26 protein-coding genes are annotated in these 24,931 nt (G+C 58.5%); 15 read left to right on the forward strand and 11 right to left on the reverse strand.

Features of this window, described 5'->3' with window-relative positions; all coding sequences use genetic code 11:
• Position 1 precedes the first annotated feature (1 nt).
• The 3 genes from gatB to gatC are packed head-to-tail and all read right to left on the reverse strand — an operon-like array spanning position 2 to position 3,332.
• Positions 2–1,540 carry an Asp-tRNA(Asn)/Glu-tRNA(Gln) amidotransferase subunit GatB gene (gene gatB / locus C5F52_RS28060; protein ID WP_104801673.1) on the reverse strand — a complete coding sequence of 513 codons (1,539 nt, stop codon included), beginning with the start codon at positions 1,538–1,540 and terminating at the stop codon, positions 2–4.
• Positions 1,541–3,016: an Asp-tRNA(Asn)/Glu-tRNA(Gln) amidotransferase subunit GatA gene (gene gatA / locus C5F52_RS28065; RefSeq protein WP_104801696.1), complete on the reverse strand. Its 1,476-nt coding sequence runs from the start codon at positions 3,014–3,016 to the stop codon at positions 1,541–1,543.
• 10 nt (positions 3,017–3,026) lie between these two features.
• A complete protein-coding gene (gene gatC / locus C5F52_RS28070) occupies positions 3,027–3,332 on the reverse strand; it encodes an Asp-tRNA(Asn)/Glu-tRNA(Gln) amidotransferase subunit GatC (protein ID WP_104801674.1) in 306 nt (101 codons plus the stop codon).
• A 137-nt stretch (positions 3,333–3,469) separates the two neighbouring features.
• Here gatC and C5F52_RS28075 point away from each other — a divergent pair, with 137 nt between their 5' ends.
• Genes C5F52_RS28075 through mrdA form a run of 4 tightly spaced genes read left to right on the forward strand, consistent with a single transcriptional unit; the run spans position 3,470 to position 8,019 of the window.
• Positions 3,470–4,513, forward strand: coding sequence for a rod shape-determining protein (locus C5F52_RS28075; protein ID WP_100134340.1), 1,044 nt, complete (start codon positions 3,470–3,472; stop codon positions 4,511–4,513).
• Between the two features lie 4 nt (positions 4,514–4,517).
• The gene (mreC, locus tag C5F52_RS28080) at positions 4,518–5,438 is read left to right on the forward strand and encodes a rod shape-determining protein MreC (protein WP_104801675.1); all 921 of its coding nucleotides are present in this window, start codon (positions 4,518–4,520) and stop codon (positions 5,436–5,438) included.
• Entirely contained in the window at positions 5,435–5,965 is a 531-nt protein-coding gene (gene mreD, locus C5F52_RS28085) for a rod shape-determining protein MreD (protein WP_104801676.1), read from the forward strand. The genes mreC and mreD overlap by 4 nt, the downstream gene beginning before the upstream one ends.
• The gene (mrdA, locus tag C5F52_RS28090) at positions 5,962–8,019 is read left to right on the forward strand and encodes a penicillin-binding protein 2 (RefSeq protein ID WP_104801677.1); all 2,058 of its coding nucleotides are present in this window, start codon (positions 5,962–5,964) and stop codon (positions 8,017–8,019) included. The genes mreD and mrdA overlap by 4 nt, the downstream gene beginning before the upstream one ends.
• A 62-nt stretch (positions 8,020–8,081) precedes the next feature.
• On the opposite strand, the gene C5F52_RS28095 is transcribed toward mrdA, so the two are convergent.
• The 3 genes from C5F52_RS28095 to C5F52_RS28105 form a co-directional block, all read right to left on the reverse strand.
• On the reverse strand, positions 8,082–8,840 hold the full coding sequence (locus C5F52_RS28095) for a TSUP family transporter (protein ID WP_104801697.1): 759 nt from the start codon (positions 8,838–8,840) through the stop codon (positions 8,082–8,084).
• Positions 8,841–9,095: 255 nt separating this feature from the next.
• A complete protein-coding gene (locus C5F52_RS28100; RefSeq protein ID WP_104801678.1) occupies positions 9,096–10,820 on the reverse strand; it encodes a GMC family oxidoreductase in 1,725 nt (574 codons plus the stop codon).
• A 121-nt stretch (positions 10,821–10,941) separates the two neighbouring features.
• On the reverse strand, positions 10,942–12,456 hold the full coding sequence (locus C5F52_RS28105) for a CoA-acylating methylmalonate-semialdehyde dehydrogenase (RefSeq protein ID WP_104801679.1): 1,515 nt from the start codon (positions 12,454–12,456) through the stop codon (positions 10,942–10,944).
• A gap of 106 nt (positions 12,457–12,562) precedes the next feature.
• Here C5F52_RS28105 and C5F52_RS28110 point away from each other — a divergent pair, with 106 nt between their 5' ends.
• Positions 12,563–13,537: a LysR family transcriptional regulator gene (locus C5F52_RS28110; protein ID WP_104801680.1), complete on the forward strand. Its 975-nt coding sequence runs from the start codon at positions 12,563–12,565 to the stop codon at positions 13,535–13,537.
• On the opposite strand, the gene C5F52_RS28115 is transcribed toward C5F52_RS28110, so the two are convergent.
• Genes C5F52_RS28115 through C5F52_RS28130 form a run of 4 tightly spaced genes read right to left on the reverse strand, consistent with a single transcriptional unit; the run spans position 13,534 to position 15,588 of the window.
• Positions 13,534–13,956, reverse strand: a complete 423-nt coding sequence (locus C5F52_RS28115) for a DUF86 domain-containing protein (RefSeq protein ID WP_104801681.1) — start codon at positions 13,954–13,956, stop codon at positions 13,534–13,536. The two genes, C5F52_RS28110 and C5F52_RS28115, sit on opposite strands and share 4 nt — an antisense overlap.
• Positions 13,946–14,350, reverse strand: a complete 405-nt coding sequence (locus C5F52_RS28120) for a nucleotidyltransferase domain-containing protein (RefSeq protein WP_104801682.1) — start codon at positions 14,348–14,350, stop codon at positions 13,946–13,948. Before C5F52_RS28120 ends, C5F52_RS28115 begins: the two co-directional genes overlap by 11 nt.
• A gap of 24 nt (positions 14,351–14,374) precedes the next feature.
• Positions 14,375–14,842 carry a MaoC family dehydratase gene (locus C5F52_RS28125; protein ID WP_104801683.1) on the reverse strand — a complete coding sequence of 156 codons (468 nt, stop codon included), beginning with the start codon at positions 14,840–14,842 and terminating at the stop codon, positions 14,375–14,377.
• Positions 14,842–15,588 carry an SDR family oxidoreductase gene (locus C5F52_RS28130; RefSeq protein ID WP_104801684.1) on the reverse strand — a complete coding sequence of 249 codons (747 nt, stop codon included), beginning with the start codon at positions 15,586–15,588 and terminating at the stop codon, positions 14,842–14,844. The genes C5F52_RS28125 and C5F52_RS28130 overlap by 1 nt, the downstream gene beginning before the upstream one ends.
• A gap of 117 nt (positions 15,589–15,705) precedes the next feature.
• Between C5F52_RS28130 and C5F52_RS28135 the strand changes: the two genes are divergently transcribed.
• Entirely contained in the window at positions 15,706–16,392 is a 687-nt protein-coding gene (locus C5F52_RS28135; RefSeq protein ID WP_104801685.1) for a dienelactone hydrolase family protein, read from the forward strand.
• Between the two features lie 65 nt (positions 16,393–16,457).
• Here the strand turns inward: C5F52_RS28135 and hemB are convergent, their stop codons facing one another.
• Complete coding sequence (gene hemB, locus C5F52_RS28140; protein WP_104801686.1) at positions 16,458–17,465, reverse strand: porphobilinogen synthase; 1,008 nt, start codon at positions 17,463–17,465, stop codon at positions 16,458–16,460.
• A 65-nt stretch (positions 17,466–17,530) separates the two neighbouring features.
• On the opposite strand from hemB, the gene C5F52_RS28145 reads away from it, so the two are divergent.
• The 9 genes from C5F52_RS28145 to C5F52_RS28185 all read left to right on the forward strand — a co-directional run.
• Complete coding sequence (locus C5F52_RS28145; protein ID WP_104801687.1) at positions 17,531–17,959, forward strand: CopD family protein; 429 nt, start codon at positions 17,531–17,533, stop codon at positions 17,957–17,959.
• A gap of 15 nt (positions 17,960–17,974) precedes the next feature.
• Positions 17,975–19,072 (forward strand): VanZ family protein, encoded by a 1,098-nt coding sequence (locus C5F52_RS28150; RefSeq protein WP_104801688.1) that lies wholly within the window; start codon positions 17,975–17,977, stop codon positions 19,070–19,072.
• Between the two features lie 9 nt (positions 19,073–19,081).
• On the forward strand, positions 19,082–19,417 hold the full coding sequence (locus C5F52_RS28155) for a ferredoxin (RefSeq protein WP_104801689.1): 336 nt from the start codon (positions 19,082–19,084) through the stop codon (positions 19,415–19,417).
• 9 nt (positions 19,418–19,426) lie between these two features.
• Complete coding sequence (locus C5F52_RS28160; RefSeq protein WP_104801690.1) at positions 19,427–20,050, forward strand: alpha/beta hydrolase; 624 nt, start codon at positions 19,427–19,429, stop codon at positions 20,048–20,050.
• 120 nt (positions 20,051–20,170) lie between these two features.
• Positions 20,171–21,334: a D-alanyl-D-alanine carboxypeptidase family protein gene (locus tag C5F52_RS28165; protein ID WP_104801691.1), complete on the forward strand. Its 1,164-nt coding sequence runs from the start codon at positions 20,171–20,173 to the stop codon at positions 21,332–21,334.
• A 98-nt stretch (positions 21,335–21,432) separates the two neighbouring features.
• Complete coding sequence (rpsL, locus tag C5F52_RS28170) at positions 21,433–21,810, forward strand: 30S ribosomal protein S12 (RefSeq protein WP_066708835.1); 378 nt, start codon at positions 21,433–21,435, stop codon at positions 21,808–21,810.
• A gap of 148 nt (positions 21,811–21,958) precedes the next feature.
• The gene (gene rpsG, locus C5F52_RS28175) at positions 21,959–22,429 is read left to right on the forward strand and encodes a 30S ribosomal protein S7 (protein ID WP_100134358.1); all 471 of its coding nucleotides are present in this window, start codon (positions 21,959–21,961) and stop codon (positions 22,427–22,429) included.
• A gap of 15 nt (positions 22,430–22,444) precedes the next feature.
• Positions 22,445–24,547 (forward strand): elongation factor G, encoded by a 2,103-nt coding sequence (gene fusA / locus C5F52_RS28180; protein ID WP_104801692.1) that lies wholly within the window; start codon positions 22,445–22,447, stop codon positions 24,545–24,547.
• A 133-nt stretch (positions 24,548–24,680) separates the two neighbouring features.
• Positions 24,681–24,931: GTP-binding protein (locus C5F52_RS28185; RefSeq protein ID WP_236658038.1), on the forward strand; the 251-nt coding region annotated here is incomplete at its 3' end.

A 24,931-nucleotide genomic window follows, 5' to 3' on the forward strand; every position in this document is an offset into this window, starting at 1 on the left:
GTTACCCCAGTTTTTTCATCAACAGCGCGTTGACTTGGGCGGGGTTGGCCTTGCCCTTGCTGGCCTTCATGATCGGACCCACCAAACCGTTCAGCGCCTTGGCGTTGCCTGCTTTGAACTCTTCCACGTTCTTGGGGTTGGCGGCTAGCACGTCGTCGATGATCTTTTCCAGCTCGCCGGTGTCGTTCATCTGTTTGAGGCCTTTGGCTTCGATGATTGCATCAATTTGTTTTAACGCGTTGAGCGTAATAACACCTGCCGTCACCTCTTCCAACGTGTCGCCAATTACAAGTTCTGCGAGCTTGGGTTGCCATAAATGGTCAAACACCTGACGCGCTGCGTTGTTGCTGATGGTGTTGTCGCTGATGCGGCCGATCAGGGCGGCCAATTGGGCGGCGCTGACGGGGGCTTGCTCGATGGCCATCTCGCTGGCATTCAGGCGGCGTGAGACTTCGCCCATGATCCAGTTGCTGGCCAGTTTGGCTTGGCCGCAGGCTTTGGCCGTGGCTTCAAAGTAGGCGGCGATGCCCTTGCTTTGCGTCAGCTGTGTGGCATCGTATTCAGGCAGCGCGTAGTCGCGCACAAAGCGCTCGGCCATGACGCGTGGCAGCTCGGCCATTTCGCTTTTCACGCGCTCGACCCAGTCGCGACCAATTACCAAAGGTGGCAGGTCGGGGTCAGGGAAGTAGCGGTAGTCGGCGGCGTCTTCCTTGGTGCGCATGGCACGGGTTTCGCCGGTGTCGGGGTCAAACAAAACCGTGGCTTGCTGGATGGTGTGGCCGTCTTCGATTTGGTCGATTTGCCAGCGCACTTCGTAGTCGATGGCTTGTTGCATGAACTTGAAGCTGTTCAAGTTTTTGATTTCGCGGCGTGTGCCCAAAGGTGCGCCGGGTTTACGCACCGACACGTTGGCGTCGCAACGGAATGAGCCTTCTTGCATGTTGCCGTCGCAAATGCCAATCCAGGTCACGATTTTGTGCAGCTCTTTGGCATAGGCCACGGCTTCTTCGCTGCTGCGCATGTCGGGCTGGGTGACGATTTCGAGCAGTGGGGTGCCTGCGCGGTTCAAGTCGATGCCTGATTGGCCCCCACCTCCTAATGCTGAGTCTTCGTGCAGCGATTTGCCGGCGTCTTCTTCGAGGTGGGCACGCTCCAAGCGTACGGTTTTGTGTACGGTTTCTTTGCCAACTTCCAAGAAGAACGACACCTCGCCACCTTGCACCACCGGAATTTCAAACTGACTGATTTGGTAGCCCTTGGGCAGGTCGGGGTAGAAGTAGTTTTTGCGCGCAAAGATGCTGCGCTCGGCAATGTGCGCGTTGACACCCAAGCCAAACTCAATGGCGCGTTCCACCGCGCCGATGTTCATCACGGGCAAGGTGCCGGGCAGGGCCATGTCCACCGCGCAGGCTTGTGTGTTGGGCTCAGCACCAAACGCCACCGAGGCGCGGCTGAAAATTTTGCTCTTGGTGGAGAGCTGGGCGTGTGTTTCGAAGCCGATGACGACTTCGTAGCCTTGGACTAATTTGGGTGCAGTCATTTAAACGCCCTCCGGCTTGGCGTTATGGAAATCGGTGTTCAGTTGGTACTGGTGCGCCACGTTAAGCAAACGTGCTTCTTGGAGATAGTTGCCAATGAGCTGCAGGCCCACGGGCATTTTGTCAGCGCCAAAACCCACAGGCACGCTCATGCCGGGCAAGCCAGCCAGTGAAGCAGGCAGAGTGAAGATGTCGGCCAAGTAGTCCGCCAACGGATCGCTGGCGTTGTTGCCCAGCTTCCATGCCACGGTTGGGGCGACGGGGCCGGCGATCACATCGCATTCGGCAAAGGCGCGTTGGAAATCGTCCGCGATCATGCGGCGAATTTTTTGGGCTTGCAGGTAGTACGCGTCGTAGTAGCCGTGGCTCAGCACATACGCGCCGGTCATGATGCGGCGTTTGACCTCTTCGCCAAAGCCTTCGGCGCGGGTCTTTTTGTACATGCTCACGAGGTCGGTGTAGTCCTTGGCTCGGTGGCCAAACTTCACGCCATCAAAGCGGCTCAGGTTGGAGCTGGCTTCAGCGGGCGCAATGATGTAGTACACCGGAATGGCCAACTCAGTGCGCGGCAGCGTGATGGGCACAAGCTTGGCGCCTTGGGCTTCCAAGGCTTTCAACGCAGCGTCAATCGCGGTGCGCACGTCGGTGGCGAGGCCTTCACCAAAAAACTCTTTGGGAATACCGATGCGCAGGCCAGCCAAGCTGTCGCCCAGCTTGGCAGAGAAGTTCTCAGCAGGCACATCGAGCGAGGTGGAATCGCGGTCAAGGTCGGGGCCGCACATGGCAGACAGCAGCAACGCACAGTCTTCGGCGCTGCGGGCCATGGGGCCGGCTTGGTCGAGGCTGGATGCGTAGGCAATCATGCCGTAACGGCTGGCGCGGCCATAGGTGGGTTTGATGCCGGTGATGCCGCAAAAACTGGCGGGTTGGCGAATCGAACCACCGGTGTCGGTTCCGGTCGCTGCGGGTGCCAAGCGTGCGGCCACAGCGGCAGCACTGCCGCCCGATGAGCCGCCGGGCACACGCGAGGTGTCCCACGGGTTGGTGACCGCGCCGTAGGCGGAGTTTTCGTTGGCAGAGCCCATCGCGAACTCGTCGCAATTGACCTTGCCCAAAGTGACCATGCCTGCGCCGCCCAATTCGGAGGCGCCGAGTTTTTGCACGACGGTGGCGTCAAAGGGCGAGCGGTAGCCGCTCAAAATTTTGGAGCCCGCGGTGGTGGCGAAATCGCGGGTGACGAACACGTCTTTGTGCGCAATCGGCACGCCTTCCAACGTGCCTGCGGTGCCAGCGGCAATGCGGGCATCGCTCGCTTGGGCTTGGGCCAGCGTGATTTCGCTGTCGATGTCCAAAAACGCGTTGTGCGGGTTGCCGCCGGTGCGCGCCAAAAAGGCGGTGGCCACTTCGACCGCACTCACTTGTTTGGTTTGGAGGGCTTGGGCCAGTTGGGCCACGCTCATGTCATGCAAAGTTGTCATGCGAAAGGCCTCACTCAATCACTTTGGGAACCAAGAACAAACCACGCTCCACGGCGGGGGCGCTGCGTTGGTTCAGGTCGCGTTGGTTGGGCTCGCTGGCCACGTCGGGGCGCAGGCGCAACTCGATGTGCGCGCCTTGCATGGCGTCTACAGGATGGGCCATGGGCACGATGCCTGTGGTGTCGACAGCGCGGATCTGTTCGACGATGCCAAAAAAGTCATTAATTTTGCTCAGCATGCGGGCTTGTTCGTCAGGCTGCAGCTCAAGCCGGGCCAAATTGGCGATGCGGCTGATGTCTTGGTCGTTCAGGGACATAGGTGGTGGGGCGGTAACTTAAGCAAAAAACCCGTGATTTACGGGCGATGCGGTATTATCCCGCCTTTGTGCTCGCGCTCGCGACCACCCCGCAATATGGTGCTTTGGCGATTCCGCCAGGGCCAGAGAGGACAGTGATGTTTGGATCTTTTCGTCGGTATTTCTCCACCGACTTGGCGATTGACTTAGGTACCGCCAACACCCTGATATACGTGCGCGACAAAGGCATCGTGTTGGACGAGCCTTCTGTGGTGTCGATTCGCCACGAAGGTGGCCCCCAAGGCAAAAAAACCATCCAAGCCGTGGGCCATGAAGCCAAGGCCATGTTGGGCAAAGTGCCCGGCAACATCGAAGCCATTCGCCCGATGAAAGACGGCGTGATTGCCGACTTCACCGTGACTGAGCAAATGCTCAAGCAGTTCATCAAGATGGTGCACCCCCGCTCGGTCTTGAAGCCCAGCCCCCGCATCATCATTTGCGTGCCTTGCGGTTCGACCCAAGTGGAGCGTCGCGCGATTCGCGAGTCGGCTTTGGGCGCTGGCGCCTCGGAAGTGTTTTTGATCGAAGAGCCCATGGCCGCTGCGATCGGTGCGGGCTTGCCCGTGTCGGAAGCGTCCGGCTCGATGGTGGTCGACATCGGTGGCGGTACCACCGAAGTGGGCGTCATCTCTTTGGGCGGCATGGTCTACAAAGGCAGCGTGCGCGTGGGTGGCGACAAGTTTGACGAAGCCATCATCAACTACATCCGTCGCAACTACGGCATGTTGATCGGCGAGCCTACCGCTGAAGCCATCAAGAAAAAAATTGGTTCCGCGTTCCCTGGCTCTGAAGTCAAGGAAATGGAAGTCAAGGGCCGCAACCTTTCCGAAGGTGTGCCACGCTCGTTCACGATCTCGTCCAACGAAATCTTGGAAGCCTTGACCGACCCGCTGAACAACATCGTCTCCGCCGTGAAAAACGCGTTGGAGCAAACGCCTCCCGAGTTGGGCGCAGACATTGCCGAGCGCGGCATGATGCTCACCGGCGGTGGCGCCTTGTTGCGTGACCTCGACCGCTTGTTGGCCGAAGAAACCGGCTTGCCTGTTTTGGTGGCCGAAGACCCGCTGACGTGCGTCGTGCGCGGTTGCGGTCTGGCGCTTGAGCGCATGGAGCGCTTAGGCTCCATCTTCACAAGCGAGTAAGTCCGTGCCACTTGGCACTCTGGGCAGCCCGCCTCCCGCCTTTTTCAAACAGGGGCCCTCTGCGGTCTCTAAATTGCTGTTGTTCAGCGCTTTGTCGGTGCTGTTGATGGTGGCTGATGTGCGCTTTGGTGTGACGCAGCCCTTGCGGGCGGCGTTGTCTGTCGTGCTGTACCCCGTGCAATGGTTGGCGTTGCGTCCACAAGCGATGGCCGAGTACGGCAGCAGCTACTTTGAGGCGCGCGACGCGGCACAGGCCGCCGAGCGCGATCTGCGCCAGCAGTTGTTGGTGCAAGCGCAGCGCTCGGGGCAGGTGGATCAACTCACCCTTGAAAACAACCAGTTGCGCCAGCTTTTGGCCTTGCGCGAGCGGTTCACCACCACCGGCGTTGCCGCCGAGGTGTTGTACGACGCCGCCGACCCCTACACCCGCAAACTCATCATTGACCGTGGCCTGACCCACGGCATCAAAATCGGCTCGCCGGTGATGGATGCGCACGGCATCTTGGGCCAAGTGACCCGTGTGTTGCCACTGGTGAGCGAGGTGACCTTGGTGATTGACCGCGAACATTCCATTCCCGTGCTCAACACGCGCACGGGTGCGCGGGGTGTGGCGTATGGCGAAACCGGCGGTGCGCCTTTGTTGGAGTTGCGCTTTATGGCGACCAACGCCGACATTGAAGTGGGCGATATGTTGTCAACCAGTGGTGTGGACGGCATTTATCCTGCTGGCGTGATGGTGGCCAAAGTGACCAAGGTGGAGCGCCGTGCGGAAACCACTTTTGCCCGCATCTTGTGCGAGCCTGTCGGGCGTGTGCAGGGCGCGCGTCATGTGATGGTGTTGGAGCCCTTGAACACGCAAATGCCGGCGCGTCCACAGATTGATAAACCTCAGCCCATTGTGAATCCCAAAGGGGGCCGCCGATGATCATGCCGCGTGGCCACCAGCTGCTGCTGCCTGCCAATCCCTTGTTCATTTTGTTCACCCTGTTGATGGCGCTGTTGGTCAACATGTTGGTGCACATGAGTTTGATCAGCCATGCCGCTTGGATGCCTGATTTCTTAGCCTTGGTTTTGGTGTTTTGGTGCGTGCATCAGCCGCGCATGGTGGGTGTGGGTGTGGCCTTTTTCTTTGGTGTGGCAACCGATGTGCATCAGTCGGCTTTGCTCGGTCAACATGCGCTGACCTACACCGCCTTGAGCTTTATGGCGACCTTGATTCATCGCCGTTTGCTGTGGTTCACGGTGCCCTCGCAAGCCATGCAGGTGCTGCCGATCTTCGCTGCTGCGCATGCGATGGAGTTGGTCGTGCGCATGATGTCGGGCGCTTTGTTTCCGGGCTGGACCATTTTCTTGGCCCCCTTCCTAGAAGCTGTGATGTGGCCCGTGGTGAGCGTGATGTTGCTCGCCCCGCAACGGCGCGCGCCAAACCCTGACGCTAACCGTCCGCTATGAGGGTGATTCGTAACATCGAGTTCGACCTGCAGCGCTTCAGGTCGCGGGTGATGGTGGTTTCTGGCTTTATCTTGCTGGCGTTTTTGTTGCTGGTCATTCGTCTGTTTTATTTGCAGGTCATTCGTTACGAGGACTTGAACGAGCAAGCCGAAAACAACCGCACAGCCATCGTGCCTATCGTGCCCAACCGTGGCGTCATCATGGACCGCAACGGCGTTGTGTTGGCCACCAACTACTCGGCCTACACCTTAGAGATCACCCCTTCCAAAGTGGTCGCGCCTTTGGAAGAAGTGATCGAGCAGCTTGCCAGTGTGATCGACATTCAGAGCCGCGACAAACGGCGTTTCAAAAAGCTCATGACCGAGTCCAAGAGCTTTGAGTCGGTGCCGATCCGCACCCGACTGAGCGACGAAGAGGTGGCGCGTTTTGCCGCTCAACGGTTCCGCTTTCCGGGCGTTGAAATTCGTGCGCGTTTGTTTCGCAACTACCCCTACAACCAATTGGCCAGCCATGTGATTGGTTACATCGGGCGTATCAACACGGCTGAAAAAGCCAAGATTGAAGAGTCCGAAGATGCGGGCAATTACCGCGGCACCGACTACATCGGCAAACTCGGGATCGAGCAAAGTTACGAAGTGCAATTGCACGGCACCACAGGCGTGCAAGAGATGGAAACCTCGGCGGGCGGACGCGCGGTGCGCCGCCTCAACAGCAGCCAAGCTGTGCCCGGCAACAGTGTGGTCTTGTCCATTGACATCAAGTTGCAAAAGCTGGTGGAAGACTTGTACGGCAAGCGCCGTGGGGCTTTGGTGGCGCTTGATCCGAAGACCGGCGAAATTTTGGCGTTTGTCAGCAAGCCCACGTTCGACCCCAACTTGTTTGTCGACGGCATCGACTTTGAAAACTGGCAAGCGCTCAACGAGTCCATCGACAAGCCCTTGCTCAACCGTGCCTTGCGCGGCACCTACCCGCCAGGGTCGACTTACAAACCGTTCATGGCGTTGGCGGCTTTGCAAACGGGCAAGCGCTCAGAAAAAACACTCATTCCTGACCCTGGCTATTTCATGTTCGGCAACCACCGTTTCCGCGATGACAAAGAAGGCGGGCACGGCATGGTGGACATGTACAAATCCATCGTCGAGTCCTGTGATACCTACTACTACACACTCGCTCGCGATATGGGCGTGGACTTGATGTACGAGCAGATGAAACCCTTGGGTTTTGGACAACTCACGGGCATTGACATTTTGGGTGAATCGCGTGGTGTCTTGCCTTCAACGGAGTGGAAGCGCACGACCTACAAGCGCGCTGATCAACAGCGTTGGTACGCGGGCGAGACCATTTCACTGGGCATTGGCCAGGGCTACAACAGCTTCACCATGTTGCAAATTGCGCACGCCATGGGCACTGTCGCCAACAATGGCTTAAAAATGAAGCCGCATCTGGTGCGTGAGGTGTTGGATGTCGAGACGAGGACCGCCACCCCTGTGGCCAAAGAGCCGGTCGGGCAATTGTCGTTTTCGCCTGAGAATCTTGAGATCATCAAGCGCGGCATGATTGGCGTGAATATTGAGGGGACGTCTGCGACCAGCTTTGTGGGTGCCTCTTATGTGAGTGCGGGCAAGACCGGCACGGCACAGGTTTACACCGTGAAGCAAAACGAAAAATACAACGCTGCCACCATTGATGAACGCATGCGCGACCATGCGCTGTTTGTGGCGTTTGCACCCGCGGATAACCCCAAGGTCGCGCTGGCGATGGTGGTGGAAAACGCGGGCTTTGGCGCTCAAAATGCAGCCCCCATCGCGCGACGTGTCTTTGACTTTGTGTTGATGGGCCAATACCCCTCGCAAGAAGACATTGAGGCGGTGCAAAAAGGTCAAGCCACACGCCCGATTGGCAAAGCGCGTCCTGTGGCCAGTGTGCCGTGGCCACCCAAGAGTTCAGACACGTCAGAGCAAGAAGCCGCCGCCGATGCCAAAGCGTCGGCCAAAGCCGATGCAAAAGTAGACGCCAAGATCGACGCCAAAGCCGAAGCTAAGAATCGGCGCTGACCGGCGCTGAAAGCGCTCATGGCGTTAGGCGGCTTAGCCCCGCCATCGCTTGATACATGGCTTCAGCGCAAAAATGCGTCCCAGCTGGTTTTGCAAATCAGCGCGCTGACCACCACGATGAACATCACGCGCACAAAGCCAGCGCCATGTTTGAGCGCCATGCGTGTGCCCAACAAGCTGCCCGCCACATTGGCGACCGCCATGGGCAAAGCCAAATGCCACCACACATGACCTTTGAGGGCGAACAACACCAAGGCCGCGGCGTTGCTGGACAAGTTGAGCAGCTTGGCGGCCACCGACGCGTTCAAGAAGTCGTAGCCCAACCAGCGCACCAATAAAAACACAAAGAAACTGCCCGTGCCTGGCCCAAAGAACCCATCGTAAAAACCAATGCCCACGCCCACCGTGCAAGCCGCCAGCAACTCCGCGCGACCTCGAAAGCGTGGCGCGTGGTGCTGCCCCATGTCCTTGCGGACCAAGGTGTAGCCCAGCACGGCCAGCAGCACGAAGGGCAATAACTGGCGCAAAAACTCAGGCGACACACGCGTCACCAGCCAAGCCCCAGCGAACGAGCCTGCCATCGCCAAGGCGGCCGCAGGCAGCATGACGCGCCAAGGCATCTGCACGCGACGGCTGTACTGCCAAGCCGCAAAGCTGGTGCCCCAGACCGAGGCGCTTTTGTTGGTGCCCAGCAGCGTTGCTGGCGAACCAGAAGGATAGACAGCAAACAAGGCGGGCAACAAAATCAGACCGCCGCCACCCACGATGGCGTCTACAAACCCAGCCAAAGCTGAAGCGAAGGTGACGAAAAGGAGTTCCATGCAGGGGATTGTGATTTGAAAGTCGCCGTGACGAGACTGCAAAGTCAAAGCCACAAAGCAAAAGGCACCGGTGTTTGCCGGTGCCTTCTCTAAAACGACCCTTAAAAGGGTCTGTAGTCTGTCTCCTCGAGCCCTCGTTGAGCTGCGCTTTGGCGGCTCCGAGTGCCACTACTGTAAGGGCCACTCGCCCTCGAATTCCCTAGGAGTTTCCCTTGCGCAATAACCCGATTTCAGCGGGCAAACGTCAGCCTAAGTTCAGTTTGACAGCAACGCGTCGTGGGCCAGCCATTGCGCCGCTTTTTCGGCCAACATCAACGTAGGGCTGTTGGTGTTACCGCTGGTGATGGTGGGCATCACGCTGGCGTCGACCACGCGCAGACCGCGCACCACGCCGCCGCGTCCGTCACGCACACGCAGCTCGGGATCGACCACGGCCATCACATCGTCCAAGCGGCCCATGCGCGCCGTGCCCACGGGGTGGAAGATGGTGGTGGCAATGTCGCCCGCCAAACGCGCCAAGTCGTCGTCGCTTTGGTATTGCACGCCGGGCTTGAACTCTTCGGGCTTGTACTTGGCGAGCGCGGGTTGGGCGGCGATGCGGCGGGTTACGCGCAGCGAGTCAGCGGCCACCTTGCGGTCTTCAGGGGTGCTCAAGTAGTTTGGCGCAATTTTGGGCGCGTCGGCGAAGTTGGCACTGGTGATGTTGACCGTGCCTCGGCTGGTCGGGTTCAGGTTGCACACGCTGGCGGTGAACGCTGGGAAGCTGTGCAGCGGCTCGCCAAAGGCATCGAGGCTGAGCGGTTGAACGTGGTACTCGATGTTGGGATACGGTTGGTCGGGGCTGCTGCGGGTGAAGGCGCCCAGTTGCGAGGGCGCCATGCTCATGGGCCCGCTGCGCTTGAACGCGTATTCCATGCCGATCATGGCTTTGCCCCACCAGCTGTTGGCCAAGGTGTTGAGTGTTTTCACGTCTTGCACCTTGAACACCGAGCGGATTTGCAAATGGTCTTGCAGGTTCGCGCCCACGCCGGGCAGGTCGATGACAGGTTCAATGCCGTGTTGTTTGAGCAACTCGGCTGGGCCTAGACCTGAGAGCTGCAAAATTTGCGGCGTGCCAATTGCGCCAGCGCTCAACACCACCGATTCTTTGGCGGTGACGTTCACGAACTCTTGGCCAGTCCACACCTTGGCACCGGTGCAGCGCTGGGTGCCGTCGGCTTCGGTGGTCATCAGCAAGTGGGCAACTTGGGCGCTGGTCCACAGCTCGAAGTTGGGGCGTGCGTAGCACATGGGTCGTAAAAAGGCTTTGGCGGTGTTCCAGCGCCAGCCGCTCTTTTGGTTGACCTCAAAGTAGCCCACGCCTTCGTTGCTACCACGGTTGAAGTCGTCGGTCGCAGGAATGCCAGCTTGCACGGCGGCCTGGGCGAATGCATCAAGCACGTCCCAACGCAGGCGTTGTTTCTCGACCCGCCATTCGCCGCCTGCAATGTGATGGCGCAAGGTTTCACCGTAGACCGTGGTGTCGCCCACCAAGATGTCGCTGCGTGCGCCTTTGGCACCGTGAAGGGCGTTGGCACCGGCGTGGTGGTCTTCATGCAGTTTGAAATACGGCAGGCTGTTGTCCCAGCGCCAGCGGGCGTCGCCGGTGATGTCGGCCCATTGGTCGTAGTCACGCGCTTGGCCGCGCATGTAAATCATGCCGTTGATGCTGGAGCAGCCGCCCAACACCTTGCCGCGGGGGTAGCGCAAGCTGCGGCCGTTCAAGCCCGCGTCGGGGGCGGTGTTGAACAGCCAGTCGGTGCGCGGGTTGCCGATGCAATACAGGTAACCGACGGGAATGTGAATCCAGTGGTAATCGTCTTTACGTCCTGCTTCGATGAGCAATACGCGCTTGCTGGCGTTGGCGCTGAGGCGATTGGCCAAGAGGCAGCCAGCGGTGCCGGCGCCAACGATGATGTAGTCAAACTGGGTGTCGCTCATACGGTTGTCTTAAATGCTTGTTGTTATGAATCGCCATGGTAGCGCGGGGCATTGCGGTGGATGGCAAAAAGGCGGGCAGGGCCATGTTGTGCCCCTGCCCGCCCTGTTGTCGATGGAACGATTATTTGGATGTTGGCATCACAAACTCAGCACCTTTGCCAATGCTCTCAGGCCAACGCTGCATGACGCTCTTTTGCTTCGTATAGAAACGCACGCCTTCTTCGCCGTAGGCGTGCATATCGCCAAACAAGCTCTTCTTCCAGCCGCCAAAGCCGTGCCATGCCATGGGCACAGGAATTGGCACGTTGATGCCGACCATGCCCACTTGGATGTGGCGCGAGAACTCGCGGGCCACGTTGCCGTCGCGGGTGAAGCAGCTCACGCCGTTGCCGAACTCGTGCGCGTTGATCAGGTCCACGGCTTGGGCCAAGTCGGCCACTTGCACGCAGCTCAACACGGGGCCAAAGATTTCTTCTTTGTAGATGCGCATGTCGGGGGTGACGTTGTCAAACAGCGTGCCGCCCATCCAGAAGCCGTCTTTGCAGCCTTCGCCAGCGCTTGCGCCGTCAAAGTTGCGGCCGTCGACCAACAAGCGCGCGCCTTCTTTCACGCCTTGCTCGATGTAGCCGGTGATGCGCTTGTGTGCCACGTCGGTCACGATGGGGCCCATTTCGGCGGCGAGGTTGGTGCCGTTCAAGACCTTCAAAGTTTTGGTGCGCTCAATCAGTTTGGGCATCAGGCGCTCAGCCACATCGCCCACCAACACGGCCACGCTGATGGCCATGCAACGCTCGCCAGCGGAGCCGTAGGCGGCACCAATCAAGGCGTCCACCGCTTGGTCGATGTCGGCATCGGGCATGACAACCATGTGGTTCTTCGCGCCACCCAAGGCTTGCACGCGCTTGCCGTGGTGTGCGCCGGTTTCATAGATGTAGTTGGCGATGGGCGTGGAGCCCACAAAGCTGACCGCCTTGACATCGGGGTGAACCAAGAGCGCGTCGACCGCTTCTTTGTCGCCTTGCACCACGTTGAACACACCATCAGGCAAGCCGGCTTTTTTCAGCAAATCGGCGATGAACAGCGCGGCTGTGGGGTCGATGGGGCTGGGCTTCAGCACAAAGGTGTTGCCTGCGGCGATGGCCACGGGGAACATCCAAGCGGGCACCATGACGGGGAAGTTGAAAGGCGTCACGCCCGCCACCACGCCGAGGGGCTGGCGCATGGTCCAGTTGTCGATGCCGGTGGACACTTGCTCGGTGAAGTCGCCCTTGAGCAACTGGGGAATGCCGGTGGCGAACTCGACGATGTCGATGCCGCGGCTCACTTCGCCTTGCGCGTCGGTGAACACCTTGCCGTGCTCCGCGGTGATGATGCGGGCCAAGTCGTCTTTATGCTGGTTCATCAGCTCCAAGAACTTGAACATCACGCGGGCGCGGCGCAGGGGCGGGGTGTCGGCCCAAGCGGGGAAGGCTTTTTGCGCAGCGGCGACGGCGGCGTTGACATCGGCCACATTGGCCAAGCTCACGTTGCCGGTGACGGCGCCGGTGGCTGGGTTGAACACGGGCTGCGTGCGGGTGCTGCTGCCGTTGGCAACGGCGCCGTTGATGTAATGCGCGATGTGAGTAGGTTGGGTCATGAGATGTCTCTAAAAATAGAAAAGATGGGGCAGTGTAGGCAGGCTTGTTCACGCGAACAAGCGCCAAAACTTGAATTGATTGTTCAATATGGTGAACAATCTATGCATGGATGAGCAAAAAATCAACGAGCTTTGGAGCCATTTGCACTGGCTGAGCGTGCTGGCCCAGCAAGGCAGCTTCACTGCGGCCGCCGAACGTTTGGGCGTGAGCAAGGCGGCCATGAGCCAACGCATTGCCGAGCTGGAGCGCGCCGCCCGTGTGACCCTGGTGCAGCGCACCACCCGCAGCGTGCGCCTGACCGAGGCGGGGCAACGGCTGGTGGACGACACCCGCGCCTCGTTTGCGCAAATTGCCCAAAGCTTTGCGCAGGTGCAAGACTTGGCAGGCCAGCCCAGTGGCTTGCTGCGCGTGACCGCGCCTGTTGCCTTTGCGCGGCAGCAGCTGGTGCCGCTGCTGGCAGACTTCTTAAAGAACTATCCTGACGTGCGCTTGGAATTGGACCTGTCAGATCGGTTGACCGCTTTGGCTACTGAAGGTTTTGACTTGGCCATTCGCCACACCGCGCGCCCACCCGACACCCATGTGGCGTGGGCCTTGTGTCGCACCGAGACCGTGTTGGTGGCCACGCGCGCTTACTTGCGCCGACGCGGTGAGCCGCAAACCCCCGCTGATTTGCATGCACACAACTGCCTGCACTACCCCCGCTCACAAGACACTCCCGCTTGGACCTTTGAGCCTCGCCTCCTAGACGAGTCGAGCGACAACCCGAATGGCGGCCAAGAGCGCTTAGCCCAAGAGCGCGTGACCGTGCCAGTGTCAGGCAACTTCGCCGCCAACAACAGCGAAGCCCTGCGCGAAGCTGCGCTGTCCGGTGCAGGCATTGCCCTCATGCCCGACTTCAGCGCCCAAGACGCCCTGCGCCAAGGCAAGCTGGTGCCCGTGCTACCCGCGTGGCGCTCGGTGGGGGCGTTTGCCGAAGAGATTTACGCCATTCGCCCGTATGCACCGCATGTGCCTAGAGCGGTGGCGGCGTTGGTGGCGCATTTGCGGGCTGGGTTGGCGGAGGGGTTTGCGACTTAGCGCGGAGTGCCGTCGCATTGCAGCATCTGACGGCTATAAGCCAAAAAGTCGTCTAGATGCGATTGGATGATGTTGACGGTGATGGGTAATTGCAGCGTTTGGTATTCGTGCACTGCGATGTTTCTGAACCCAACCATCCGTTTCATAGGCTCGGCCACTTCGGTCGTCAGCCAGTGCGCGTTAGCCAGCAGGGTAAAGACATCGCGTGAGCTTTGGGGTAACCCTAGGTTTTCTCTGCGAATGATGTGGTGGCCCATGTCCAGTGCAGCTTCGCAGGCCCGTTGGATGTTCAGAATCGCGGCGTCTTGCCGTGTGAAGTTGGTTGCAAACGTGGCAGGGTCGCAGGCATATTCTTCTCGTGCTCTGGCAACGCAACGCTCGATGGCTGCCGCTTTGTTGAGCAAGACATCATCGGCCATACACGCGCCCTCGTGAACTGACGTTTTGAATGAGTTCTGCACGGGCTTCGTTGAGCATCATTTTTTCACTCAACATCGCTGCTTCGAACAAACCAGCCCGCACATCTCTGCGCCACCAAGCGGTGCCGTGGGTCAATATTTGATATTGAATGACGGTGGAGGCAGCGCGCATGTCCAGCAAATCAACGGGGCAATCGGTGATGTCGGCCAGTTCGCCCGATAGGTCAAAGAGGGCGATTGGGTCGGCATAGCCCTCAAGCAGCACCGCCAGATCCAAATCGCTGTCGGGGCGCGCCGCCTTGCCTTGGTCTTGAATGCGACTGCCGAACGCATAGATGGCCAGCAGCGCGGGCAGGCGTTGTTTGAGCTGGGCAATGAGGGCGTCAATTGGCATGCCGCTATTGTGCCTTTGCGCACCTCAAGCTGTTGCCGGCGTTCGCCGCCTGAACATCCCCCAGCCTTCCATGTTCAGCACTTTGTCGCCGTTTTGGTTGAACATTTCCCAGCGGTTACGTGTCATGCCAACGTCGGGTCGTTTGCCCATGGGCTTGGTTTCTAGCACGGTGGTTTGCAGGCGCAGCGTATCGCCTGGAAAGACAGGTTTGAGCCACTGAATGCCTTCGAGCCCGGGCGAGCCGAGGCTGGAGGTTTCATGCAAAAAGTTGGTCACCATCAGGCGCATAGCCATGGCGCAGGTGTGCCAGCCGCTGGCGCACAGTCCCCCGAAGACCGAGGCTTTGGCGGCTTCGTCGTCGAGGTGAAAGGGCTGTGGGTCGAACTGGCTGGCAAAGGTGATGATTTCTTCGCGTGTGGGGGAGATGGTGCCCAAGTCGCGCACTTGGCCGACGGCGAAGTCTTCCCAATAATGTTTGATGGTTTTGGACATTAGCGACCTCCAGAGACGTCTAAAAAGCTCATGGTGGTGTATTCGGCCTTGTCGGACAGCAGCCAAACAATGGCTTGCGCCACTTCTTCGGCGGTGCCGCCGCGCTTGGCGGGGACCAAGTGTTGCAAGTCTTTCACGCGGTTGGGTAGGCCGCCCGAGGCGTGGATGTCGGTGTCAATCAAGCCGGGACGCACGGCGTTGACACGAATGCCTTCGCCCGCCACTTCTTTGGCCAAACCGATGGTGAAGGCGTCAATCGCGCCCTTGGCTGCCGCGTAGTCGACGTATTGGCTGGGTGCGCCCAAGCGCGACGCGGCGCTGGAGACGTTGACGATGCTGCCGCCCGTGCCGCCGTGGACGGTGCTCATGCGGCGCACGGCTTCGCGGGCGCAGGCGATGGAGCCGAGCACGTTGATGCGCATCATGCGTTCCAACCGGCTCCAGCTCATCTCATCAACGCGGGCGGTGGCGTCGACTACACCGGCGTTGTTGACCAAGCCGAAGAGACGGCCCATCTTGGCGTCGATTTGCTCAAACATGCGCAAGATTTGGGCTTCGTCGCCCACATCGGCTTGCACGCTCATGGCGTGGCCGCCCGCTTGGCGAATTTGGCGAACCACTTCGTCAGCCGCCAAGGCATTGGCGGTGTAGTTGACGGCCACCGACCAGCCGTTTTTCGCGGCCAAGAGCGCGGTGGCGGCACCAATGCCTCGGCTGGCGCCAGTGATCAAAAGAACGGGGCTCATGTTGTGTCTCCTAAGTGCTGGAATGGAAAGGCTTACTTTCACACCATAGCAGTCACGCACCACAGAGCGAGTAACCTCGTGGACACCTGTTTCATTTCATTTTCAGAGAGCTCATTCATGAACGTTTCATTGACAGCCGCCGACGGCTTTGAATTTCCCGCCTACGTGGCCACGCCGACAGGTCAACCCAAAGGCGCTGTCGTGGTGGTGCAAGAGATTTTTGGCGTGAATGCGCACATCCGCGAAGTGGCCGATGGCTATGCGGCGGCCGGTTACTTGGCGGTGGCCCCCGCGACGTTTCATCGCGCCAAAACGGGCGTGGAACTGGGCTACACCGCAGACGACATGCAAGCGGGCATGGCGCTCAAGGCCGCCGTTGAAGCGTTGCCAGAGCCCGGTGTGTTGGCCGACATTCAAGCGGCGGTCGATTACGCCGCCAAAACGTCAGGCGGCAAAGTCGGCATCGTGGGCTATTGCTGGGGCGGTTTGCTGACGTGGCGTGCGGCCGCGCAAGTCAAAGGCTTGAGCGCGGCGGTGCCCTACTACGGTGGCGGCTCGACCTCTGAGGCGGAGCGCGTGCGTCAACCGCATTGTCCAGTGCTGGCGCATTTCGCCGAGCAAGACGGTTGGATTCCGATGGACACGGTGCAGGCCTTCATCCAAGCTCAGCCGAAGGTGGAAGTGCACACCTACGACGCGCACCACGGCTTCAATTGCAACCACCGCGATGCGTACCAAGAGGCGTCAGCCAAGCTGGCGCTGACGCGTACCTTGGCGTTTTTTGAGAAGCACTTGGGGGCTTGATGGGTGTTGGCGAGGTCTAGACGCAAGACCTCGCCACAAAATTTCGCTGGGCGAGCGCCCAGCGATCAGCCTTGGCGAATTTTCTTGGCTGCGTCGATGGCAAAGTAAGTCAACACGCCGTCTGCGCCTGCGCGTTTGAAGGCGAGCAAGCTTTCCATCATCACTGCGTCGTGGTCGAGCCAGCCGTTTTGTGCGGCTGCCTTGAGCATGGCGTATTCGCCGCTGACTTGGTAGGCGAAGGTGGGCACTTTGAATTCGTCTTTCACGCGGCGCACCACATCGAGGTAGGGCATGCCGGGTTTGACCATCACCATGTCGGCGCCTTCAGCGATGTCCAGTGCCACTTCGCGCAGGGCTTCGTCGGTGTTGCCGGGGTCCATTTGGTAGGACTTCTTGTCGCTCTTGCCCAAGTTGGCGGCTGAGCCGACCGCATCGCGGAAGGGGCCGTAAAACGCGCTGGCGTATTTGGCGCTGTAGGCCATGATGCGGGTGTGAATGTGGCCCTTCGCTTCGAGGGCTTGGCGAATGGCCGCGATGCGGCCATCCATCATGTCGCTGGGCGCCACGATGTCCACGCCTGCGTCGGCTTGGGTCAGGGCTTGTTTGACCAGCATCTCGGTGGTGACGTCGTTCAAGATGTAGCCGGTTTCGTCCAGCAAGCCGTCTTGGCCGTGGCTGGTGAAGGGGTCGAGCGCCACATCGGTCATCACGCCGAGTTCGGGGAAACGTTTTTTGAGCTCACGCACCACATGCGGCACGAGGCCGTCGGGGTTGGTGGCCTCAATGCCATCGGGTGTTTTGAGGTGCCCGCTGATGACGGGGAACAAGGCCATCACGGGGATGCCCAGCTTCACACACTCTTCGGCCACAGGCAGCAGCAAGTCCAAGCTCAGGCGCTCGACGCCGGGCATGGAACCCACGGCCTCGCGGCGCTTTTCGCCTTCGAGCACGAAGACGGGGTAGATCAAGTCGTTCACGCTCAAGGCGTGTTCGCGCACCAAGCGGCGGGTGAAGTCGTCACGGCGCAGACGGCGAGGGCGATTGGCGGGGAAGGAGGCGAATGGGTGTTGCATGCCCAAAATTGTGCCTTAAGCCTTGGTGTATCACTGTCTTCTGTGAGCACGGCTAAACTGCCGTCATGCTTTGGATCAAAACCTTTCACATCGTTTTCGTGGCCAGCTGGTTCGCCGGTTTGTTTTATTTGCCCCGAATTTTTGTCAATTTGGCGCAGGTGCCTGTCGAGTCGGTGGCCGAAGAGGCGCGCTTGCTGTTGATGGCGCGTAAGTTGATGCGCTTCACCACCTTGTTGATGGTGCCCGCGGTGGGCTTGGGCCTCGTGCTTTGGTTGGGCTATGGCATTGGCAAAGGGCCTGGCAACGGTTGGATGCACGCCAAGTTGACGGTGGTGTTGCTGGCGCTGGGCTACCACCACGGCTGCGGGCTGTTGTTGCGTAAATTTGAGGCGCATGCCAACACGCGCGGTCACGTTTGGTACCGCTGGTTCAACGAGGTCCCCGTGGTGCTGTTGACCGTGGCGGTGATCTTGGTGGTGGTCAAACCCTTTTAAAGGGAAAGCGGGCCCATGCGTAAGACTTCAGCATGGCCTTTGTCGCAGCTGTGCGTGGCGTTGATCGTCTACGCCAGTCTGTATCCGTTTGACCAGTGGCGCGACCAAGGGATTGCGCCTTGGGCATTTCTGGGCGCGCCGTGGCCGAAATACTGGACCTGGTTTGATGTGGCCTCCAACGTGTTGGGCTACGCGCCTTTAGGCTTTTTCTTGACCCTGAGCGGCATGCGCATGGGGTGGCGTGGTGCCGTGGTGTGGCCCGCGACTTTGGCGGCGGCTTTGTTGTCTTTGACGATGGAGGGCTTGCAGAGCTATTTGCCTGCGCGCGTGCCGTCACAAGTGGATTTGCTGCTCAACATAGCGGGCGGCTGGATGGGGGCGGTGTTGGCGAGTGGGCTGGAGCAGATGGGGCTGTTGCACCGTTGGAGCCAATTTCGCTCGCGCTGGTTTGTGCGCGACGCCCACATGGCCTTGGTGCTGATGGCCATGTGGCCGGTGGCGTTGCTCTTTCCTGTCGCTGTGCCTTTGGGGCTTGGACAGGTCTGGGAGCGTGTGGAAGACGCGCTGACCAGCGCATTTGATGCCACACCGTTTGCCGACTGGATTCCCCTACGCGCCTTCGAGTTGGAGCCTTTGCTGCCCGGCGCTGAGTTGCTGTGCGTGATGCTGGGCTTGCTGATTCCTTGTTTGCTGGGGTTCGGTGTGATTCGTCACGCTGGGCAACGGATCGTCTACGCCATGTGGGTGGTCGTGGTGGGCTTGGTCATGAGTGCTTTGTCCGCTGCCTTGACGTATGGCCCCGTGAACGCTTGGACGTGGCTGAGCTTGCCGGTGGTGCTGGGCTGGGGCTTGGGGTTTGTGCTGGCGCTGGTGTTTGCCACTTTGCCCGCCCGCACCTGCGCGGCCTTTTTGTTGCTGATCTTGGTGGTGCAGCAAAGTGTGTTGAACCAATCGCCTGAGAGTGCTTACTTTGCGCAGGTTTTACACACGTGGGAGTTGGGGCGTTTCATCCGTTTTCATGGCTTGGTGCAGTGGTTTGGTTGGTTGTGGCCTTATGCGGTTTTGGTGTGGGCATTGGCGCGCGTCAGCCGAGAGCGTCATGGGGAAATCTAGAATCACGGTATGACACAAGCCTCTTATTACAAGCATCACATTTTTTTCTGCCTCAACCAACGCGAGAACGGGGAGTCTTGCTGTGGTCAGCAAGGCGCACAAGCCGCGTTTGAGCAATGCAAATCGGAAGTCAAAGCCGCTGGTCTGGCTGGGCCCGGCGGCGTACGCGTGAACAAAGCGGGCTGTTTGGACCGCTGCGCGGGCGGCCCTGTCGCGGTGGTGTACCCCGAGGGCGTTTGGTACAGCTTTGTGGACAAAACCGATGTGGCCGAGATCGTGGAAAGCCACCTGAAGAACGGCCAAGTGGTAGAGCGCTTGTTGGTGCCTGCCAACGTGGGCCGCTGAGGTCGCGCTATGAACGCTCAAACACAAAAAATCACGCTAGACGGCGAAGCTGGGGCGATCGAGGCTTTGCGTGACGAGCCCGCGGGTGTGTCGCGTGGCGTTGCCATCGTGGCGCATCCGCACCCTTTGTTCGGCGGCACCATGGACAACAAGGTGGTGCAAACCTTGGCACGCGCGTTTGTGCAATGCGGTTGGACCGTGGTGCGCTTTAACTTTCGAGGTGTAGGCGCGTCCGCCGGTGAGCACGATGCAGGCGCTGGTGAAGCGCGTGACATGTTGCGCGTGGTGGCCCAAGTGGCACCCGAGGGGGCGTTGGCGATTGCAGGGTTTTCGTTCGGCTCGTTCGTGGCCAGCCATGCCTTGGCGGTGCTATGTGCCCATCGCACGATCGACAAGGTGGTGTTGGTTGGCACGGCGGCTCAGCGTTTCACGGTGGCGCCTGTGCATCCTGATTTGCATGACAAAACCTTGGTGGTGCACGGCGAGCTAGACGACACCGTGTCTTTGGCTTCGGTGATGGATTGGGCCCGTCCGCAGAGCTTGCCCGTCACGGTGGTGCCCGGCGGCGGTCATTTCTTTCATGGACAATTGCCGCTTCTCAAGAATTTGGTCGTTCGCCACTTGCAGGCTTGAGCGCGTCAAGCGCATTTGATGACCTCAACAAGCGCCAAGTTGCCTTGATTTGGCGCCCAATACAGACTTTCTCATTGCTGCAAACCGGTGTGTTGCGGCCTCAATCAACTCGGAATTTCCATGACACGCACTTTGCGCACCTTCTTTTTTGTCTGTTTGATCGGCTTTGGGGCCGTTTTCAGCGTGCAGGCTCAAGTGCTTCAGCCGCCTGAAATTGCTGCCCGCTCTTATTTGTTGATTGACGTCACCGCGCAGCAAGTGCTGGCCGAGTTGGATGCCGATAAGCCGATTGAGCAAGCGTCGCTGACCAAATTGATGAGCGCTTATTTGGTGTTTGATGCGTTGAAATCTAAAAAGATCAACCTGCAACAAACCATGCCCGTGAGCGAGCGCGCTTGGAAGATGCCGGGTTCGCGCATGTTCATTGACCCCAAGATGAAAGTGCCCGTTGAAGATTTGATCAAAGGCATGATTGTTCAGTCGGGCAACGACGCCACGATGGCATTGGCCGAAGGCGTCGGCGGCACGGCGGAGCATTTTGTGCAAATGATGAATGCACAAGCCAAAGCGTTGGGCATGAATGCCACGGGTTACAAAAATCCCGAAGGGTTGACCGAGCCCGGCCACACCACCACGGCGCGTGATTTGGGCGTGTTGGCCAGTCGTCTGATGCAAGACTTCCCAGAGTACGTGGGCTATTACGCCATCAAAAAATACCGCTATGCCGGGACGCCCGCGTCGAACGAAAGCAACCGCAATTTGTTATTGTTCCGTGATCCGAGCGTGGACGGCCTGAAAACAGGCCACACCGATGCGGCAGGTTTTTGCTTGATCGCCACGGCCAAGCGTGATGCGCCCGGTGTTGGGCCGCGTCGTTTGTTGTCGATTGTGTTGGGTGCGTCTAGCGAGAACGCGCGTGCCACGGAATCGCAAAAGCTGCTGAACTGGGGTTACACCGCGTTTGATGCTGTGAAATTGTTTGAGGGCGGTCAAGCGGTGGTGACGCCTGCGGTCTGGAAAGGGCGTGGTAGTTCGCTCAAGCTGGGTCGTTTCTCGCCCATCGTTGTGGCAGTGCCTGCGGGTGCGGGTGGGCGACTGCAAACCCAAGTGGCGCGCCCCGAGCCTTTGCTGGCGCCGTTCAATCGCGGCCAAGTGGTGGGTAGCCTCAAAGTCACGCTCGATCAGAAGCCTTTGGTCGATGTGCCTTTGGTCGCGTTGGAGGCTGTCGAGCAGGCCGGATTGGTCGGCCGCGCCTGGGATTCGGTACGACTTTGGGTGAAATAACCTGTCTCGTCGGATGCTGATACACTAGAAGGCTTTTCGGAATTTCCGAAGGGATTCACGTTTTCTTTTTTAATTCAAACGTTTAGGGACGTTTTTCAATGCCAACCATCAATCAACTGGTGCGTCAGGGGCGCGAAGTCGAAACGACTAAGTCCAAAAGCCCTGCGATGCAAAACTCGCCGCAACGCCGCGGCGTCTGTACCCGTGTCTACACAACGACACCTAAAAAGCCTAACTCTGCGCTGCGTAAAGTTGCTAAAGTTCGCTTGACCAACGGTTTCGAAGTCATTTCGTACATCGGCGGTGAAGGCCACAACTTGCAAGAACATAGCGTTGTGCTCGTGCGCGGTGGTCGTGTGAAAGACTTGCCAGGTGTGCGTTACCACATCGTGCGCGGTTCGCTCGATTTGCAAGGCGTGAAAGATCGCAAGCAATCGCGTTCTAAGTACGGCGCTAAAAAGCCTAAGGCTAAGTAAGCAACTGGTCTTTGACCAAACAGGTGCTGTTTCCCGCGTGGCGCGGTGAATCGGCGTAGTGACCCGCTGTGGGTCGAGTAAGTGAAAACCAAAATGGTTTTTGCGGTGTCTTAAGAAGATGCCAACTGAAGCAAATAAGAGGTGAAATATGCCACGTCGTCGCGAAGTCCCTAAACGTGAAATCCTGCCGGATCCAAAGTACGGCAATGTCGAGCTGTCTAAATTCATGAACGTGATCATGGAAGGCGGCAAAAAAGCGGTTGCTGAGCGCATCATTTACGGTGCTCTGGAGCAAATCGAGCAAAAGTCGGGCAAAGACCCCGTCGAGTTGTTCTCCGTTGCTATCAACAACGTCAAGCCTATGGTGGAAGTTAAGTCCCGCCGTGTGGGTGGCGCTAACTACCAAGTGCCTGTTGAGGTGCGTCCTGTGCGTCGCTTGGCTTTGTCCATGCGTTGGCTCAAAGAAGCCGCTCGCAAGCGCGGTGAAAAGTCTATGGCTTTGCGCTTGGCTAACGAGTTGCTGGAAGCCTCTGAAGGCCGTGGCGGTGCTATGAAAAAGCGTGACGAAGTTCACCGCATGGCTGAAGCCAACAAGGCGTTTAGCCACTTCCGCTTCTAAATTCAAAGGTAAAAAATGGCTCGCAATACCCCCATTGAGCGCTATCGCAATATTGGTATTTCAGCGCACATTGACGCTGGTAAGACCACCACGACAGAGCGTATTCTTTTTTACACCGGTGTGAACCACAAGATCGGTGAAGTGCATGATGGCGCTGCCACCATGGACTGGATGGAGCAAGAGCAAGAGCGTGGCATCACGATCACTTCTGCTGCCACCACTTGTTTCTGGAAGGGCATGGATGGCTCTTTCGCTGACCACCGCATCAACATCATTGACACCCCTGGCCACGTTGACTTCACGATTGAAGTTGAGCGTTCCATGCGCGTGCTCGACGGTGCTTGCATGGTTTACTGTGCGGTGGGTGGCGTTCAGCCCCAATCCGAAACCGTGTGGCGTCAAGCTAACAAGTACAAAGTGCCACGTTTGGCCTTTGTGAACAAGATGGACCGTACCGGTGCCAATTTCTTCAAAGTTGTTGAGCAAATGAAATTGCGCCTGAAGGCCAATCCAGTGCCAATCGTGATCCCAATCGGCGCTGAAGAAAACTTCACCGGCGTGGTTGACCTCCGCAAAATGAAAGCCATCATTTGGGACGAAGCGTCTCAAGGTATGAAGTTCACTTTCGAAGAGATTCCCGCTGACTTGGTGGAATTGGCTAAAGAGTGGCGCGAAAAGATGGTGGAAGCTGCGGCTGAAGCCTCTGAAGAGTTGATGAACAAGTACCTCGAAGAGGGTGACTTGACCGAAGAAGAGATCACACACGGTCTGCGCGTTCGTACCATCAACAGCGAAATTCAGCCCATGTTGTGCGGTACAGCGTTCAAGAACAAAGGCGTTCAACGTATGTTGGATGCAGTGCTTGAATTGATGCCTTCTCCGTTGGACGTGAAAGCTATCAAGGGCTTTGACGAAGACGAAAAAGAAGTGATCCGTAAAGCGGATGACAACGAGAAGTTCTCCGCCTTGGCATTCAAATTGATGACCGATCCATTTGTGGGTCAGTTGACATTCGTGCGCGTTTACTCGGGCGTCCTGAAAAAGGGCGACACCGTCTACAACCCTGTGCGTGGCAAGAAAGAGCGTATCGGTCGTATCGTGCAGATGCACGCCAACAACCGTGAAGAAGTCGACGAAATCCGTGCCGGCGACATCGCTGCTTGCGTGGGTTTGAAAGACGTGACCACGGGTGAGACTTTGTGCGATCCAGCAGCCGTGATCACCTTGGAGCGCATGGTGTTCCCTGACTCCGTGATTCGCCAAGCTGTTGAGCCAAAGACAAAAGCTGACCAAGAAAAAATGGGCATGGCTTTGTCGCGTTTGGCTGCAGAAGATCCTTCTTTCCGCGTGCAAACCGACGAAGAATCTGGCCAGACCATCATTGGTGGTCAGGGCGAATTGCACTTGGAAATTATTGTCGACCGCATGAAGCGCGAATTCGGCGTGGAAGCCAACGTGGGCAAGCCTCAAGTGGCTTACCGCGAGACCATCCGCAAGACCGTTGAAGATGCTGAAGGCAAGTTCGTGCGTCAGTCTGGCGGTAAAGGCCAGTACGGTCACGTGGTGCTCAAGGTTGAGCCTCAAGAAGCTGGCAAAGGCTTCGAGTTCGTGGACGCGATCAAGGGTGGTGTGGTTCCTCGCGAATACATCCCTGCGGTTGAAAAAGGCGTGATCGAAGCGTTGGGTCAAGGCGTGTTGGCTGGCTATCCAGTCGTTGACGTCAAGGTCACCTTGCACTTCGGTTCGTACCACGATGTGGACTCGAACGAAATGGCTTTCAAAATGGCTGCCATCTTTGGTTTCAAAGAAGGTTGCCGTAAAGCTGGCCCCGTGATTCTGGAGCCCATGATGGCTGTGGAAGTTGAGACACCTGAAGACTACGCTGGTAGCGTGATGGGCGACTTGTCCTCACGTCGCGGCATGGTGCAAGGTATGGACGACATGGTCGGTGGCGGTAAAGCAATTAAAGCTGAAGTGCCATTGTCTGAAATGTTCGGCTACTCAACCACGCTGCGTTCGATGTCGCAAGGCCGTGCAACTTACACGATGGAATTCAAGCACTACGCTGAAGCGCCTCGTAACGTTGCTGAAGCCATTGTTGCGGCACGTGCCAAGTAAATAAACCCCATGGGGCTGCGTCAAGCGGCCCCTGTCTGCGACGATGCGCCGCCCTGTCACCCGTGCGGGGCGAATCAGCAGCATCGTGCAGACATAAAACCTGTACACGGGCACTGCTCTTTGGAGAAAAGAAATGGCAAAAGGAAAATTTGAACGTACCAAGCCGCACGTGAACGTCGGCACGATTGGCCACGTTGACCACGGCAAAACAACCTTGACTGCAGCGATCACCACGATCCTGTCGGCCAAGTTTGGCGGCGAAGCGAAGGCTTACGACCAAATTGACGCGGCTCCCGAAGAAAAAGCACGCGGTATCACGATCAACACTGCCCACGTTGAGTACGAGACAGAAGCTCGTCACTACGCACACGTGGACTGTCCTGG

The sequence above is a fragment of the Limnohabitans sp. TS-CS-82 genome (genome assembly GCF_002943475.1).

Bases quoted from the DNA above. Each gene is read 5' to 3' on its own strand.
- rpsL (WP_066708835.1), top strand. From the start codon at position 21,433: ATGCCAACCATCAATCAACTGGTGCGTCAGGGGCGCGAAGTCGAAACG.
- C5F52_RS28115 (WP_104801681.1), bottom strand. From the start codon at position 13,956: ATGGCCGATGATGTCTTGCTCAACAAAGCGGCAGCCATCGAGCGTTGC.
- C5F52_RS28150 (WP_104801688.1), top strand. From the start codon at position 17,975: ATGCGTAAGACTTCAGCATGGCCTTTGTCGCAGCTGTGCGTGGCGTTG.
- mreD (WP_104801676.1), top strand. From the start codon at position 5,435: ATGATCATGCCGCGTGGCCACCAGCTGCTGCTGCCTGCCAATCCCTTG.
- C5F52_RS28120 (WP_104801682.1), bottom strand. From the start codon at position 14,350: ATGCCAATTGACGCCCTCATTGCCCAGCTCAAACAACGCCTGCCCGCG.
- C5F52_RS28145 (WP_104801687.1), top strand. From the start codon at position 17,531: ATGCTTTGGATCAAAACCTTTCACATCGTTTTCGTGGCCAGCTGGTTC.
- rpsG (WP_100134358.1), top strand. From the start codon at position 21,959: ATGCCACGTCGTCGCGAAGTCCCTAAACGTGAAATCCTGCCGGATCCA.
- C5F52_RS28095 (WP_104801697.1), bottom strand. From the start codon at position 8,840: ATGGAACTCCTTTTCGTCACCTTCGCTTCAGCTTTGGCTGGGTTTGTA.
- gatC (WP_104801674.1), bottom strand. From the start codon at position 3,332: ATGTCCCTGAACGACCAAGACATCAGCCGCATCGCCAATTTGGCCCGG.
- gatA (WP_104801696.1), bottom strand. From the start codon at position 3,016: ATGACAACTTTGCATGACATGAGCGTGGCCCAACTGGCCCAAGCCCTC.
- C5F52_RS28155 (WP_104801689.1), top strand. From the start codon at position 19,082: ATGACACAAGCCTCTTATTACAAGCATCACATTTTTTTCTGCCTCAAC.
- mrdA (WP_104801677.1), top strand. From the start codon at position 5,962: ATGAGGGTGATTCGTAACATCGAGTTCGACCTGCAGCGCTTCAGGTCG.
- gatB (WP_104801673.1), bottom strand. From the start codon at position 1,540: ATGACTGCACCCAAATTAGTCCAAGGCTACGAAGTCGTCATCGGCTTC.
- C5F52_RS28165 (WP_104801691.1), top strand. From the start codon at position 20,171: ATGACACGCACTTTGCGCACCTTCTTTTTTGTCTGTTTGATCGGCTTT.
- C5F52_RS28125 (WP_104801683.1), bottom strand. From the start codon at position 14,842: ATGTCCAAAACCATCAAACATTATTGGGAAGACTTCGCCGTCGGCCAA.
- C5F52_RS28135 (WP_104801685.1), top strand. From the start codon at position 15,706: ATGAACGTTTCATTGACAGCCGCCGACGGCTTTGAATTTCCCGCCTAC.
- C5F52_RS28075 (WP_100134340.1), top strand. From the start codon at position 3,470: ATGTTTGGATCTTTTCGTCGGTATTTCTCCACCGACTTGGCGATTGAC.
- C5F52_RS28110 (WP_104801680.1), top strand. From the start codon at position 12,563: ATGGATGAGCAAAAAATCAACGAGCTTTGGAGCCATTTGCACTGGCTG.
- C5F52_RS28160 (WP_104801690.1), top strand. From the start codon at position 19,427: ATGAACGCTCAAACACAAAAAATCACGCTAGACGGCGAAGCTGGGGCG.
- C5F52_RS28100 (WP_104801678.1), bottom strand. From the start codon at position 10,820: ATGAGCGACACCCAGTTTGACTACATCATCGTTGGCGCCGGCACCGCT.
- C5F52_RS28130 (WP_104801684.1), bottom strand. From the start codon at position 15,588: ATGAGCCCCGTTCTTTTGATCACTGGCGCCAGCCGAGGCATTGGTGCC.
- fusA (WP_104801692.1), top strand. From the start codon at position 22,445: ATGGCTCGCAATACCCCCATTGAGCGCTATCGCAATATTGGTATTTCA.
- hemB (WP_104801686.1), bottom strand. From the start codon at position 17,465: ATGCAACACCCATTCGCCTCCTTCCCCGCCAATCGCCCTCGCCGTCTG.
- C5F52_RS28105 (WP_104801679.1), bottom strand. From the start codon at position 12,456: ATGACCCAACCTACTCACATCGCGCATTACATCAACGGCGCCGTTGCC.